The organism is Asanoa iriomotensis (assembly GCF_016862515.1).
Classification (GTDB): domain Bacteria; phylum Actinomycetota; class Actinomycetes; order Mycobacteriales; family Micromonosporaceae; genus Asanoa; species Asanoa iriomotensis.
The window spans coordinates 116,776-130,378 of sequence record NZ_BONC01000001.1 but is presented as its reverse complement, the minus strand read 5'-3'; the positions used below and the strand labels follow the sequence as shown (position 1 = coordinate 130,378).

The 13,603-nt window shown below is 72.7% G+C and carries 18 protein-coding genes; 12 read left to right on the top strand and 6 right to left on the bottom strand.

Translation table 11 applies throughout. The features are described 5' to 3' along the window. The first annotated feature begins 69 nt into the window (after window positions 1-69). The 6 genes from Air01nite_RS00590 to amaP are packed head-to-tail and all read left to right on the top strand — an operon-like array spanning window position 70 to window position 2,692. A complete protein-coding gene (locus tag Air01nite_RS00590) occupies window positions 70-567 on the top strand; it encodes an Asp23/Gls24 family envelope stress response protein (RefSeq protein WP_239090399.1) in 498 nt (165 codons plus the stop codon). Beyond that, the gene (locus Air01nite_RS00585) at window positions 564-887 is read left to right on the top strand and encodes a hypothetical protein (protein WP_203699750.1); all 324 of its coding nucleotides are present in this window, start codon (window positions 564-566) and stop codon (window positions 885-887) included. Before Air01nite_RS00590 ends, Air01nite_RS00585 begins: the two co-directional genes overlap by 4 nt. Before the next feature lie 5 nt (window positions 888-892). After that, window positions 893-1,102, top strand: a complete 210-nt coding sequence (locus tag Air01nite_RS00580; protein ID WP_203699749.1) for a hypothetical protein — start codon at window positions 893-895, stop codon at window positions 1,100-1,102. Further along, entirely contained in the window at window positions 1,099-1,584 is a 486-nt protein-coding gene (locus tag Air01nite_RS00575) for an Asp23/Gls24 family envelope stress response protein (protein WP_203699748.1), read from the top strand. The genes Air01nite_RS00580 and Air01nite_RS00575 overlap by 4 nt, the downstream gene beginning before the upstream one ends. Next, window positions 1,584-2,117, top strand: coding sequence for a DUF6286 domain-containing protein (locus tag Air01nite_RS00570; protein ID WP_203699747.1), 534 nt, complete (start codon window positions 1,584-1,586; stop codon window positions 2,115-2,117). The genes Air01nite_RS00575 and Air01nite_RS00570 overlap by 1 nt, the downstream gene beginning before the upstream one ends. Continuing rightward, on the top strand, window positions 2,117-2,692 hold the full coding sequence (amaP, locus tag Air01nite_RS00565; RefSeq protein ID WP_203699746.1) for an alkaline shock response membrane anchor protein AmaP: 576 nt from the start codon (window positions 2,117-2,119) through the stop codon (window positions 2,690-2,692). The genes Air01nite_RS00570 and amaP overlap by 1 nt, the downstream gene beginning before the upstream one ends. On the opposite strand, the gene Air01nite_RS00560 is transcribed toward amaP, so the two are convergent. Then, on the bottom strand, window positions 2,693-3,334 hold the full coding sequence (locus Air01nite_RS00560; RefSeq protein WP_203699745.1) for a hypothetical protein: 642 nt from the start codon (window positions 3,332-3,334) through the stop codon (window positions 2,693-2,695). Between the two features lie 99 nt (window positions 3,335-3,433). Between Air01nite_RS00560 and Air01nite_RS00555 the strand changes: the two genes are divergently transcribed. Then, window positions 3,434-5,071, top strand: coding sequence for an AMP-binding protein (locus Air01nite_RS00555; RefSeq protein WP_203699744.1), 1,638 nt, complete (start codon window positions 3,434-3,436; stop codon window positions 5,069-5,071). A 48-nt stretch (window positions 5,072-5,119) separates the two neighbouring features. On the opposite strand, the gene Air01nite_RS00550 is transcribed toward Air01nite_RS00555, so the two are convergent. Both Air01nite_RS00550 and Air01nite_RS00545 read right to left on the bottom strand, forming a co-directional pair. After that, window positions 5,120-6,115: a sporulation protein gene (locus Air01nite_RS00550; RefSeq protein WP_203699743.1), complete on the bottom strand. Its 996-nt coding sequence runs from the start codon at window positions 6,113-6,115 to the stop codon at window positions 5,120-5,122. A gap of 153 nt (window positions 6,116-6,268) precedes the next feature. Further along, a complete protein-coding gene (locus tag Air01nite_RS00545; RefSeq protein WP_203699742.1) occupies window positions 6,269-7,123 on the bottom strand; it encodes a L,D-transpeptidase family protein in 855 nt (284 codons plus the stop codon). Window positions 7,124-7,151: 28 nt separating this feature from the next. On the opposite strand from Air01nite_RS00545, the gene Air01nite_RS00540 reads away from it, so the two are divergent. From Air01nite_RS00540 to Air01nite_RS00520, 5 genes are all read left to right on the top strand, one after another. Next, complete coding sequence (locus Air01nite_RS00540) at window positions 7,152-7,871, top strand: M15 family metallopeptidase (protein WP_203699741.1); 720 nt, start codon at window positions 7,152-7,154, stop codon at window positions 7,869-7,871. 10 nt (window positions 7,872-7,881) lie between these two features. Then, window positions 7,882-8,517, top strand: a complete 636-nt coding sequence (locus tag Air01nite_RS00535) for an NIPSNAP family protein (protein ID WP_203699740.1) — start codon at window positions 7,882-7,884, stop codon at window positions 8,515-8,517. Between the two features lie 52 nt (window positions 8,518-8,569). Then, complete coding sequence (locus Air01nite_RS00530; RefSeq protein ID WP_203699739.1) at window positions 8,570-9,301, top strand: TIGR04222 domain-containing membrane protein; 732 nt, start codon at window positions 8,570-8,572, stop codon at window positions 9,299-9,301. Between the two features lie 71 nt (window positions 9,302-9,372). After that, complete coding sequence (locus tag Air01nite_RS00525) at window positions 9,373-9,957, top strand: class E sortase (RefSeq protein ID WP_203699738.1); 585 nt, start codon at window positions 9,373-9,375, stop codon at window positions 9,955-9,957. Beyond that, window positions 9,954-10,430: a hypothetical protein gene (locus Air01nite_RS00520; RefSeq protein WP_203699737.1), complete on the top strand. Its 477-nt coding sequence runs from the start codon at window positions 9,954-9,956 to the stop codon at window positions 10,428-10,430. The genes Air01nite_RS00525 and Air01nite_RS00520 overlap by 4 nt, the downstream gene beginning before the upstream one ends. Here Air01nite_RS00520 and Air01nite_RS00515 read toward each other — a convergent pair. From Air01nite_RS00515 to Air01nite_RS00505, 3 genes are read right to left on the bottom strand one after another with little or no spacing between them, the layout of a single operon-like run. Continuing rightward, the gene (locus Air01nite_RS00515; protein WP_203699736.1) at window positions 10,407-11,183 is read right to left on the bottom strand and encodes an ABC transporter permease; all 777 of its coding nucleotides are present in this window, start codon (window positions 11,181-11,183) and stop codon (window positions 10,407-10,409) included. The genes Air01nite_RS00520 and Air01nite_RS00515 overlap by 24 nt on opposite strands. Then, on the bottom strand, window positions 11,183-12,679 hold the full coding sequence (locus Air01nite_RS00510; protein ID WP_203699735.1) for an ABC transporter permease subunit: 1,497 nt from the start codon (window positions 12,677-12,679) through the stop codon (window positions 11,183-11,185). The genes Air01nite_RS00515 and Air01nite_RS00510 overlap by 1 nt, the downstream gene beginning before the upstream one ends. Then, window positions 12,676-13,599 (bottom strand): ABC transporter ATP-binding protein, encoded by a 924-nt coding sequence (locus Air01nite_RS00505; protein WP_203699734.1) that lies wholly within the window; start codon window positions 13,597-13,599, stop codon window positions 12,676-12,678. The genes Air01nite_RS00510 and Air01nite_RS00505 overlap by 4 nt, the downstream gene beginning before the upstream one ends. Window positions 13,600-13,603: the final 4 nt, after the last annotated feature.

Below are 13,603 nucleotides of genomic sequence, written 5' to 3'. Positions count from 1 at the left end.
GGAGATTATCGCGGTAAGTCAGTTGTCGTTGCACAACCTGTCGTCAATCCTCACGAACGGGACGTAGTGATGACGCAGACTGCCAGCCGGACCGAGCAGCGGTCCGCCGATACGCAGCAGCACCTTCGGGGCGGTGGCCACGACGGTGGCAAGATCACCGTGGCCGACGGTGTGGTTCAGAAGATCGCCGGAATGGCGGCGCGCGAGGTCTCCGGCGTGTACGCCATGGGCACCGGGACCGCACGGACCGTCGGTGCCATAAAGGAGAGGATCCCCGGCAGCACCGGGGCGAGCGTCGGCCAGGGCGTCGGTGTCGAGGTCGGCGAGAACGAGGCCGCGGTCGACCTGGACATCGTGGTCGAGTACGGCATCTCCGCCAACGAGCTCGGCAAGGGCATCCAGCGCAACGTGAAGTCGTCGATCGAGCGGATGACCGGGCTGGACGTCGTCGAGGTCAACGTCAACATCAACGACGTGCACCTGCCCGACGACAGCGAGGGCATGAGCAGCGGCGCCGGCTCCGGCAGCTTCACGCCGACCGACAGCAGCGAGTCGCGGGTGTCATGACGGCGGAGCCGATGACGGAGGCGGACGCCACCGTCGATGGCGTCGACGTCGACAAGCTCGCCGCCGTCGTCGAGGACTGCCCGGCCGTCGACGCGCTGGTCGAAGGCCCACCCGCGATGGCCGCCACGTACCTGCCCCGGCGCCGGGTCACCGGGATCCGGATCGAAGGTGACGTGGTGACCACCCAGGTGCGCCTGCGCTACGGGTCGACGGTCGGGCAACTCGCCAGACAGGTGTGGGCCGCGGCGACGCCGCTGGCCGGGCCGCGGCGGGTGGACATCGTGGTCGCGGACATCACGGATCCGCGCTCGGGGGTGTGAAGACAATGACAATGGTCAGGACCATCTTTGGTACGGCGGTCGGCATCGCGCTCGGCTTCGCGGTGGCATTCGGCAACTTCGGCGACATGGCCATCGTCGGTGCGTTCGCGATCGTCGGGTACGCCCTGAGCAAGGTGCTCGGCGGTCAGGTCGACTTCGGCGCCACGTTCGCGCCGCTGCGCCAGCGGTCGCAGCAGCAGCGGAGTCAGCAGTGACCCAGGACCGTCCGGTCCAGGGTCGGCCGGTCGGCTCCGCGGCACCGACGTCCACGGCACGGGCGGAACGGCACCTCGCCGAGGCCGCGCCGGCGCCGCCGCCCGAGCCGGGCGACCCGGACTACCTCGGCGACATCGTCGTCGCGCCGCAGGTCGTGGCCAAGCTCGCGGCGCAGGCGGTGTACGAGCACCCGCGGGCCGGCTCGGCCGCACCGCGGATGTTCGGCAGCGTGGTGCCGGGCGCCGGGCATCTCGGCATCCGTTCCTCGGACCTGACCTCGCGGCCCAAGGTCAGCGCGTGGATCGACGCGTCGGTCGTCTACATCGACATGTCGATCAGCGTGCGGTGGGCGGAGCCGCTCGGTGACGTGACCGAGTGGATCCGGAACACGGTCGAGGACCGGGTCAAGGCGTTGACGGGGCTGACCGTCGCCCGTACCCGGATTTCCGTGACCGACCTCGTCGTCGACGGAGCGTCCTGATGAAACAGCTCAACCGGATCATCGCGATCCCGATCGCGCTCGGTTTCATGTTCCTGGCCGTCCTGGTCGTGGTCGAGCTGATCGCCCAGCGGGTCGGCGCCGGCCCGGTGATCGTCAACTGGCACGACATGTACAACTGGATGGCGACGCAGACCTGGAGCTCGACCAGCGTCCGGATCATCGGCGGCCTGTGCGCGTTCGGCGGGCTGTTGCTGCTCGGCCTCCAGTTCATCCCCCGCAAGCCCGAGCGGCTGCGGGTGCACGGCCGCGAGAAGGGCGTCGACGCGGCGATCGACCGGCGCAGCCTGGTGCGCACCGTCCAGCAGGCCGTCGGCGACATCGACGGGATCAGCCAGGCCAAGGTGGCCCTGCACGGCAACAAGGTCACCGTGGACGCCCGGCGGCGGGCCGAGCAGGCCGAGGGGGTCACCACCCAGGCGGTCGCGGACGTGACGCACCGGGCGGTGGACGACCTGCACCTGCGGCGGCCGCCGCGGATCACCATCAAGCTCGCGACGGCGAGGGAACGCTGATGTTGCGCGGACACGCCGACCGGACCACCCGGCTCATCCTGATCGTCCTGGGCGCGATCTTCGCCGCCATCGGCGGTGCGATCATCGCGGCCAACCTCAGCGTGTACGCCAGCGGGTTCAGCTCGCGCACCCTGCTCGAGAACCCGGCGGCGAGCTGGATCGGCGGACACAGCACGTGGTTCTGGCCGATCGCCGCCGCGGCGCTGACGCTGCTCGGTGTGCTCTCGCTGCTGTGGTTGGTGGCGATCCTGCGCCCGGCGCGCAAGACCGGCGACATCTCGATCGACGGCAGCGCGCGCACGACCCTCGGCTCGGCCGCGCTGCGCGACGCGCTGACCAACGAGATCCAGGGCTACCGGGGCGTGCAGAACGCCAAGGTCCGGGTGTACGGCGAACCGACGGAGCCGAAGATCGGCGTCCGGGTCAACCTCACGCAGGACGCCCGCGTGGCCGAGGTGCGCGACCGGATCGAACGCCAGGCGCTCGCGCACGCCCGCGAGGCGCTCGACGCACCGGAGATCCCGGTCATCCTGGACCTCGGCGTCTCCGGGAAGACCGGCCCCCGCGTCGAGTAGCTAGGCCGCCGACGCGGCGAACGAGCGCCGCACCGACGCCGCCACCCGGGTGGCGGTGTGCTGGTTGGCCACGGTGAGGATCACGATGACCGCCACCTCCACGAGGATGGACAGCACGGTCAACACCACGAACAGGTCCGAGTGCTCGTGTCCCCAGCTACCGGCCTTCCGCGTGGTGAAGGCAGCGGCCAGCGCGGCGACCGAGGACATCGCGAGCAGGACGAACGAGACGAACCAGCCGACCCGCACCTGGGTCCGGCTGTGCTGACCCGCGACCACGGTGGACTCCCATTGGGAGATCGGGAATCCACAGCGGCGGGAGATCTCGATCTCCAGCTCCGCCTTGTAGGCCGCGAGCCCGCGCAGATCGCTCTGCGACACCAGGACGTACGCCCAGATCACCGTGAGCAGGACCGGGACGCACATCGCCAGGTAGGCTCGGCCGCCGCCGACCGCGATGGTGACCGTCAGCGCCAACGCCGCGACCACGGTGCCCATGATCCGTTCGGTAACCGCGTTCAGGTGTGCGACCTGGTTGCCGACGTCGCGGCATTCGGCGACCAGCCACTCGGTGATCTTCTCCGGAGGTATCTCGGACGTCGGGTGCCCGGATATCGGATCCGCTGATACGCCGCCTGCCATGGGTCAACTCTGGACGGCGCGGCCGGCGTTATCTGTCCCTTTCCCGACAGCGTGCGCGTGGGGGTACGGTGCCGTTGGGGATCGCACCCGGGAGGCGACATGAGTGAGCTCGCGTACGCCAGCGGACCGTCCGACACCTCTTTGCTGGCCGACACCATCGGGCAGAACCTCGCCCGCACGGTCGCCCGCTTTCCTGATCGCGAAGCCCTGGTCGACGTGCCCTCCGGGCGGCGCTGGAGCTATCGCGAGCTGGCCGCCGACGTCGACGAGCTGGCCCGGGCGCTGCTCGCGATCGGGGTGGCCAAGGGTGACCGGGTCGGCATCTGGGCGCCGAACCGGCCCGAGTGGGTGCTCGTGCAGTACGCGACCGCCGCGATCGGCGCCATCATGGTCAACATCAATCCGGCGTACCGGCGGCACGAGGTCGGTTTCGTGCTCCGGCAGTCCGGGATCTCCGTGCTCGTGTCGGCGCTGGCGCACAAGGGCAGCGCCTACCGCGAGATGGTCGAGTCCGTGGCCGGCGAGTGCCCCGCGCTGCGTACCGTCGCATATCTCGACGACCCGACCTGGACCTCGTTGGTGGCGGGCGCGGCCGGCGCGAGCGCGGCCGACCTGGAGGCCCGCGCCGCGACGCTGACCAGCGACGACCCGATCAACATCCAGTACACGTCGGGCACGACCGGGTTTCCCAAGGGCGCGACGCTCTCGCACCACAACATCCTCAACAACGGCTTCTTCGTCGGCGAGCTGTGCGGCTACACCGAGGTGGACCGGATCTGCGTGCCGGTGCCGTTCTACCACTGCTTCGGCATGGTGATGGGCAACCTCGCGGCGACCTCGCACGGCGCGTGCATCGTGATCCCCGCGCCCTCGTTCGAGCCGGCGGCGACGCTCGCGGCCGTCGCCGCGCAACGGTGCACCTCGCTCTACGGCGTGCCGACCATGTTCATCGCCGAGCTGGCCCTGCCGGACTTCGCCTCATTCGATCTGAGCAGCCTGCGTACGGGCATCATGGCGGGCTCGCCGTGCCCGGTCGAGGTGATGCGGAAGGTCGTCGACCGGATGCACATGTCCGAGGTGTCGATCTGCTACGGCATGACCGAGACCTCGCCGGTGTCGACGCAGACCCGGGTCGACGACGACCTCGACCGGCGCACCGGCACCGTCGGCCGGGTGCTGCCGTTCCTCGAGGTCAAGGTCGTCGACCCGGCGACCGGGGTGACGCTGCGCCGCGGCGAGCCGGGCGAGCTGTGCACGCGAGGCTACTCGGTGATGCTCGGCTACTGGGACGAGCCGGAGAAGACCGCCGAGGTGCTCGACTCGGCGCGGTGGATGCACACCGGGGACCTCGCGACGATGCGGGACGACGGCTACGTCAACATCGTCGGCCGGATCAAGGACCTGATCATCCGCGGTGGTGAGAACGTCTACCCGCGCGAGATCGAGGAGTTCCTCTACCGGCACCCGAAGGTCTCGGACGTGCAGGTGATCGGGGTGCCCGACGAGAAGTACGGCGAGGAGATCATGGCGTGCGTGATCGTCCGCGAGCCGGGGTCGCAGCTCACCGTCGACGAGGTGCGGGCGTTCTGTCAGGGGCAGCTCGCCCATTACAAGATCCCGCGGTACGTGCGGGTGGTCGAGTCGTTCCCGATGACGATCAGCGGCAAGGTCCGCAAGGTCGAGATGCGCGAGTGGGCCGTGGCCGAGTTGGGTCTGGCGCCGGCGGCGACCGCCTGAGGACGGGCGCGGGGGCGGCCCGCACCGGGCCGCCCCCGCCGATCCGGATCACTCGTCGCCGAAGTCTCCACCGTCGTCGCCGCCGTCGTCCTCGAACGCGTTCTCGATCAGCTCGCCGGCGATCAGGCCGCCGGCGACGCCCAGGGCCGCGCCCGCGACGACGCCGCCGACGCCGCTGCCGCGGTGGCCGCCGTGGCCCTGGTGACCGCCGTGGTAGCCGTGGCCGCCGCCCATGCCGGGGAAGCCGCCGCGGCTCGCGAAGAACGACTGCCGCTGGTCGAGCGCCTGCCGGACCCAGCCGTCGACGACCTGCGCCCAGTCGGCCGCGTCCGCGTCGGCGTGCGGCACGGTGTAGCGGCCGTACGCGTCGTGGCCGCCGACGAACATGCCGCCGCGCTTGTCGAACTCGAGCACCACGTCGACGGTCTGCGGGTTGGCCACGAAGGTGAGCTCGACCTCCCTGATGCCGTGCGCGTACTGCGGCGCCGAGAAGAACTCGATCTCCTGGTAGAACGGCAGCGTCTGGTTGACGCCGTGGATCCGGCCGTATTCGAGGTCGGCGCCCTTGAACCGGAAGCCGAGGCGGCCGAACGCCTCCAGGATGCGCTCCTGGATGGGCAGCGGGTGCACCGCGACCGGGTCGAGGTCACCCTTGTCGACGGCGCGGTCGATGGCCACCTCGGTGCGCAGGCCCATCGTCATGCCGTGCAGGCGCTGGCCGTAGACGTCGGTGACCGGTGTCTCCCACGGCATGTCGACCTGGAACGGGATCGAGAGCTGCTGGCCCGCGTTGAGCTTGAAGCGGCCGGCCACCGGGGTGCGGTGGAACTCGCCGACCGCGCCGTGGTCGCCGCCGCCGGTCTCGACCTCGATGCGGGTGACCAGGCCGAGCGTGACGTGGGCGAGCTCGACGTCGTTGCTGCCGCCGGTGAGGTTGACCTGGCCGGTCAGCGGCAGACCGGGCCGGGTGTTGGGATTGGACAGCACCGTGTCGACGCTGGGACCGCCGACCCCGAGGGCGCCCAACATCTTCTTGAAGACCACGTGGTATCTCCTGGTGTCGTAAGCATCAGTCGGGGCCGCAATCCGTTGCGGCGCAAGGCATTCTCACAATTGCTCCACATCGGAGAATGCGGCCGTGCGGCAGACCGTACCAGGCGAAACTGACAGTTGGCTGAGAGTGACCAGTGAGCCGCGTCAGTAGCGGTCGAGCTCGCTCGCCGGCGCCATCACGATGCGCGGCTTGGCGGCCGGGTCGAGCCAGCGGAGCACCTTGACCAGATCGGACTCGGCCAGCGCCACGCAGCCCGCGGTTGACCGGCCCGGGACCATCACGTGCAGGAAGATGCCGCTGCCGCGGGGCGGGTCGGCCTTGCGCACGGGAATGTTGTAGTTGATCACCGCGAAGTAGCGGTACTGCGGGTCGGTCTCCCAGAGCGCCTCGCTGGCGCCGCCCGGGTCGGCGCCGTGGAAGAACGAGTTGTAACCGTCGGTGGCCGGGTTCTCGTTCCACCAGTCGTTGGCGACCAGCTTGTGGTAGCCGTATTTCACGCCGGGGTTGCCGGCGATGCCGTACATCGTGCCGCCGATGCCGTAGACGCCGGTCGGGGTGGTCAGGTCGCCCTCGATCTTGCTGTCCTTGAAGCCCTTGGTGCCGAGCTTCGCGGTCATCGAGCCGAACGCCGGCGTCCAGGCGCCGTTGCGCTTGCTGAACGCCTGCAGGGTGCCGTTGCTGGTGCCGTAGCCGCTCGCCTTGACGACGATCACCTGGGTGGTGGTGGACGGCAGCGTGCGCAGCCGGGACGCGTCGTTGGCGGGGGTGGTGGTCTTCGGCTTGGGGCTGGCCGTCGCTGTCTTCGTCGGCGTCGGGCGGGTGGCGCGGTCGGGGAGTGGCACGTCGCCGCGGCGGGCGAGCTGGTCGCGGGCGGACGCCGTCGGGTTCGGGCTCGTTCCGGGTGCGGCGTCGGTCTCGCCGCCGCCAGGCACCGTGCCGCATGCCGCGAGTGCGAACGTTGCCAGGAGGGCGACCGCCGACCGCCGCAGTGCGTACACGTCAGACCCGATCCGTATCGTATGGACGATGCTGCGGACGAGACCTTACCGGTTGACCGTTTTGGCGGTGGCCCTGGCGCTGGCCGGCTGCGCTGCGCGACCGGCCGAGTCCGCTGCGTGGTCGCCGCCGCCGCCGGCACCGTCCGCATCCGCTCCCGTGGCGACCACCGCGGCGGCGCCCGTCGCGTTCGCCGCGAAGACCTCGCCGGTGACCGCCGCCCAGCTCGGCAAGAGCTGGCGGGCGGGTTGCCCGGTCGGGCCGGCCGACCTGCGCATGCTGCGGTTGAGCTACTGGGGCTTCGACGAGCGGCCGCACAGCGGCGCCATCGTCGTGCACAAGGACGTGGCCGCCGACGTGACCACGGTGTTCCGCACGCTGTTCGCGAAGCATTTCCCGATCCGGAGCCTCAAACCCGTCTCGGCGTACGGCGGCAGCGACGACGACTCCATGGCGGCCGACAACACGTCGGCGTTCAACTGCCGCAACGCGGTGTCGTCGGGCAAGCCGTCGTGGTCGGTGCACGCGTACGGGAAGGCGATCGACGTCAACCCGGTGGAGAACCCGTACCTGTTCGGCGACGAGGTCCTGCCGCCGGCGGGCAGCGCGTACGTCGACCGGTCCCGCTACCGCCCCGGCATGGCCGTCAAGGGCGGCGTCCTGGTCAAGGCGTTCGCGGCGGTCGGCTGGAAGTGGAACGTCGGCGGCGCCAACCCGGACTACCAGCACTTCAGCACCACCGGCACGTGAGGGCGCGAAGATGACCATTGTGGAGCTTCGGCAGTACACGCTCGTGCCTGGCGGACGGGACACGCTCGTGGCGCTCTTCGACGCGCGTTTCGTCGAGTCGCAGGAGGCCGAGGGGATGCGGATCGTCGGCCAGTTCCGGGACCTCGACCGGCCCGAGCGGTTCGTCTGGGTGCGGGAGTTCCCGACGATGGCGGTGCGGCACGCGGCGCTGACCGCGTTCTACTCCGGCCCGGTCTGGAAGGCGCATCGGGACGCGGCCAACGCCACCATGGTCGACGTCGACGACGTGCTGCTGATGCGCGGGATCCAACCCTTCACCGGCGGCGCGTCGCGCGACGTCGCGCCGCCGCCGGGCTCGGTGGTGGTCGCGGGCCTGTGCCCGCTGGCCGGACCGTCGTCCTACGCTTCCGAGTTCGACCGCGCGGTGCGCCCGCGGTTGGGCGTGGAGGTGCTCGGCACGGCGCAGACGATCCACGAGCCCAACGACTTCCCGGCCCTGCCGGTGCGCGAGGGCGAGGACGTGTTCGTCTGGTTCGCGCGCCTGGACGGGGACTTCGACGGGTTCGCCGCGCACGTCGCCACGCTGGGCCTCGGACCGGTCCAACTCCTGCGGCTGGAGCCCACCCCGCGCTCGGCGTTGCGCTGAACGGACATCCGCCCGTCATCCGCCCGTCGCCGGAGCGCGGCATGCTGACCGTGTGCCGCCGTTCCTGTCGCTCGCCGTGACCTTGGTCGTGGTGCGGCTGCTGATCCGGTGGCTGGCACCCGCGCCGGGCCGGCGCTCCGCGGCGAAACCGGACTACACCCTGGTCGCCCACCTGGCCGGCGGGCGCGGGCGGGTGGCCCTGGCGGCGCTCACCGCCGCCCGCGTCACCGGCGCGATCGACATGCTGCCGCACGGGGCGGTGTTCCGCTTCCCGGGTGGCTCGCGGTTGTCCGATGTGGAGCGATCGGTGGTCGACGCGGTGCGGCGCGGCCGCGATTGGCCGCGGGTGCGGGACGGGGTCGACGTGCGCGAGGCCACCGACGAGGTCGCCGCGCGGGCGGTCGCGCAGGGCCTCTCGGGCGCCCTACGACCGCTGCCGGCACACACCCTCGCCTTCGTCGGCGCGGCCGCCGCGGCCGTCCCGCTCGCCGCGCTGCCGTGGTGGGCGCTCGCGGCGCTGGTGCCGATCTATCTGGTGCTGATCCGCCCGACCCGGCGCAGCCTGGCCGGCGAGCGTCTGGTCCGCCAGGTCCGCACCGCCCGCCCGGACCTGCACCCACGGCCGCGGGCGTCGTGGCGGGAGGTGACCTCGTCGGACGCCGCCCTGGCGGTGGCCCTGTTCGGACCGACGGCTCTGCGCGCGATCGACCCGCTGTTCGCCCGCCGCCTGCTGAGCCCACCCCACACACTCCGCCACACCTACGCCGGCGACGGCGGCGACTAACCGCCGCGTCGCCGGCACCGGATCGGAGATTCTGGTCTGGTTGAGGGGCTTTCGCGCCTATCGTCCATTGTGTGGGCGTCCGCCGGTGGACAGGCACAGTCGTGGTGTGCGCCGGTCTCGTGCTGCTCGCGCTGGCCGGCGTGCCGCGCTCGCGCGGGCCCGAAAAGGCGGTCGCGCAGGCCGACCTCGGCGCCCGGTTGGCGGCCGATCCGCCGGTCCGGCCGCGGCCCGGCACCCCGATCGCCCGGCTCGCCATCCCGCGTCTGGGGGAGCGCTGGACCGTGGTGGAGGGTGTCGACGCCGCGTCGATCGAGGACGCGCCCGGCCACTACCCGCAGACCGCGGTGCCCGGCGCGGTCGGCAACTTCGCGGTCGCCGGTCACCGGGTTCGCGGGCTCTTCTGGGACCTGGACCGGCTCGTGCCCGGCGACGCGGTGGTCGTCGACTACGGGCGCCGCACCTTCACCTACACCGTGACCGGCGCGCGGGTGGTCGCGCCGACCGCGGTCGAGGTGCTCGCGCCCGTCCCGGACCGGCCGGACGCCACCGCGACCGCGGCGTCCCTCACCCTCACGACCTGCGAGCCGAAGTGGTCCGACGACCAGCGGCTCGTCGTGCACGCGACGCTCGAGCCCGGCGAGGTGCCCACGACATGATCCTGCTGCGTACGGCGGTCGCCCTCGGAGCTGCCGCCCTCACCCTCGCCCTGCCCGCCGCGGCGGCGAGTGCCGTCGAGGTCACCGGCGTGACCGTCGACGGCGCGTCGGCCACCGTCTCCGGCGCCGCCGCCCGGCCCGGCGCCGCCGTGGTGGTCACCGCCGCCACCGGTAGCGGCCCGGACATCGACGTCGCGTCCTGCGGCGGGTCGGCCGGCGCGGCCGGCACCTGGTCGTGCGTGCTGACCAGGCTCGGCCCGGGCCGGTGGACGCTGAGCGCCACCGACGGCACGGAGACGACCCCGCTGCGCGCCTTCCAGGTGGGGCCGGGCGGGCCGCCGGCCGATCCGCCGGCCCTGGCCACCACCGGCGACCCGCTGGACCTGCCGCTGACGGTGGCCGGCGCCGCGCTGCTCGCGCTCGGCGCCGGCCTCCTGTGGCGATCCCGGTCACGCGTCCCGGAAACGGAGTAGCAGCCCGCCCAGCAGCAGTGCACCCGCCGCCCACAGGGCCAGCACCCCGAGACCGGGCCACGGGCCGATCGGCAGGCTCGCCACGTCGAGCGTGTGCTGGACCGACAGCCCGGCGGTGCTCGGCGTGATCTGCCGCAGGCGGCGTTCCCAGTCGGGGTCCGAGACGACTGCGGCCAGGATCGGTGCCAGGTAGAGCACGCCGAGCACGACGCCCACCCCCGTCGGGGCGTCGCGTACCGCCGCCGCCAGGCCCAGGCTCAGCAGCGCGACCAGCGTCAGGTAGAGCACCGACCCGGCCACCGCCCGCAGGGTCGGCCCGTCGGTCAGCGACAGCGGCGCGTACCCGTGCGCGGCGGTGAAGCCCTGGCCCGGCATGATCAGCCGACCGGCCAGCCAGGCTCCGAGCACGCCCGGCACCGCCGCGGCGAGCGTGGCGCCGGCGACGACCACGCCCTTGGCCGCGAGCACGGCGACCCGCGACGGCACCGCGGCCAGGGTCGTGCGGATCATGCCGGTCCGGTACTCGTCGCCGACCACCATGACCGCGAGCACCGCCACGACCGCCTGGCCGATCTGCACGCCGGTCAGCGCGATCCGCGGCGCGTCCAGCCCACACCCGGTGTCCGCGCAGGTCACCGCGGCCACCGTCGCCGCGCTCAGGCCCGCGGTCAGCACCGCCGCCGTGGCGACCAGCCAGTACGGGCCGGCGACGGTGCGCAGCTTCGTCCACTCGGCGTGCAACGCGGTGCCCATCACGCGTCCCGGCGGCGCAGCAGCACGGCGGCGATGGCCAGGGCCGCCGCGGTCCAGGCGCAGAGCACCGCGAACCCGCCCCACGGCGGCAGGGGGAAGAAGCCGAAGGCCGGCGTGTACGCCTGGTGCACCTGCGGCCATTCCGGCACGGTCTGCTGGACGGCGAACGCCGCCGCCGGGGTCAGGCGCAACACCCATTGCGCGGGTACGGCCGGCAGCACCGCCGCCACCGACAGGATGTAGGGCAGAGTGGTCAGCAGGACGACCGCCGCCACCGCGCCCGCACCGCGCCGCAGGATCGTGCCGATCGCGACCGCGAAGACCGCCGCGACGGCGAGCAGCGCGGCCGTGCCGACCACGATCCGGACCTGGGTCGACACGGCTACCGGATAAGGGTCGCCGCCCCGCACCGCCTCGCCGATCAACAGCGCCGCCGCCGACGCCACCAGGCCCACGCCGAACGTGACCGCCCCGATCACCACGGCCTTCGCGGCGAGCACCCGGGCCCGGCCCGGCGTCGCGGTGAACGTGGTGCGGACCAGGCCGCGCCGGTACTCGGTGGTGACGAACAGGACGCCGAGCACGGCCAGCACGGTCAGGGCGGCGAACCCGCCGACCAAGGTCTGCTCCAGCTTGGGCCCGGCACCGCCGCCGGCCGGCGCGATGTCGCCCGTGCCGGTCACGGTGAACCCGTCGCCGGTGCGGGTCGCGCCGACGTCCGGCCGGCCCGCTGACGGGTCGGCGCCGACGATCTCGGTCTCCCAGTCGCCGGTCGTGCCGGTGGCCGTGAGGTGCTCGAACGTGCCGGTCGCGATCACCTTGCCGCCGATGCTGCTGGTGCCGCCCAGGAACTGGTCGTACTCCTCGTGCGGCGGGGTGGCGACGAACAGCCCGGCCTCCACCTCCCCGGTCGCCAGCGCGGCCGTGCCGATCCTGGTCCAGGCAGCGCCGTCCGCCGACGCGTACCCGATGACCGTCCCGCCTTTGCGCTCCAGCCGCAGCCAGCGGGCGTCCGCGGGACCGGCGAGGTCGTGGACGAAGTCGTGCTGCATGCGTACGCCATGATCGCCCGTCACCATCACCGCCGCGTAGGGCGACCCTGGCGTCGTGCCCGCCTTGACGATCAGGCCGGCCTTTGCCCATGGCTCGGCCTCGGCCGGCCCAGGCCGCTCCGGCTCGGCCGGAGCCGGCGGCGCGCCGTCGTCACCCGGGCGGGGCGGCGGCAGGTCGGTGCCGGTCAGGTCGGCCACCCGCACCGTGAGCGTGCCGTCGGCGGGCAGCGGCTGCCGCACGAAGGTGAACCCGTCGACGACCGGCGTGCCGTCGGGACCCTTGGGCGGCGCGCCGCCGCCGCGCGGGCCACCGCCCCGGTCGCTCGTGCCGGCGCCGGCCAGCACCGCGAAGAACAGCATCAGCACGACGGCGACGCCGCACCCGACGACCCAACCGCGGACGGACCGGAACTTCGTGAACTCGGCCCGGAGCAGCCCCTTCATCCCGCCACCTCCGTCGCCCGGAACTCGACGGCGTCGCGGGTGAGCTCCATGTAGGCCTCCTCGAGCGTCGCGCGGTGCGCGGAGATCTCGGAGAACGGGACGCTCGCCTGGCTGAGCACGGTCACCACCTGGTCGGCGGGCAGGCCGTCGACCGTCAGCGTGTCCCGGTCCGTGACCGCGACCGTGGCGCCGCGCTCGGCCAGGGCGGTCATCGCCTCGGTGCGGGCGATGGTGCGCAGGGTGACCCGGTCGGCGGAGGCGGCGGCGATCAGGTCCGCGACGCTGGTGTCGGCGACGACCTTGCCGCGGCCGACGACCACGAGGTGGCCCGCGGTGTCCTGGAGCTCGCTCATCAGGTGGCTGGAGACCAGCACGGCCCGGCCCTCGGCGGCGAGCGCCCGCAGGAAGCCGCGCATCCAGCGGATCCCCTCCGGGTCGAGCCCGTTGAACGGCTCGTCGAGCATCAGCACCGGCGGGTCGCCGAGCAGCGCCCCCGCGACGCCGAGGCGCTGCCGCATGCCGAGCGAGTAGCCGCCGGCCCGGCGCCGGCCGACGTCGGCGAGGCCGGTGAGCCGGAGCACCTCGTCGACCCGGGGCGCGCCGAGGCCCTGGGAGTGTGCCTGCCAGAGCAGGTGGTCGCGGCCGCTGCGGGCCGGGTGGAGGGCGGACGCGTCGAGCAGCGCGCCGACGTGCCGCAGCGGGGTGCGCAGGCTGCGGTACGGGCGGCCGCCGATCAGCGCGGTGCCCGCGTCGACCCGGTCGAGACCGAGCACGACGCGCATGGTCGTGGACTTGCCGGCGCCGTTGGGCCCGACGAACGCGGTGACCCGGCCGGGCGTGACGGTGAACGTCATCCCGTCCAGCGCGACCGTCGACCCGTAGGTCTTGCGCAGGTCGGAGACCTCGATGGTGGCTTCCATGACA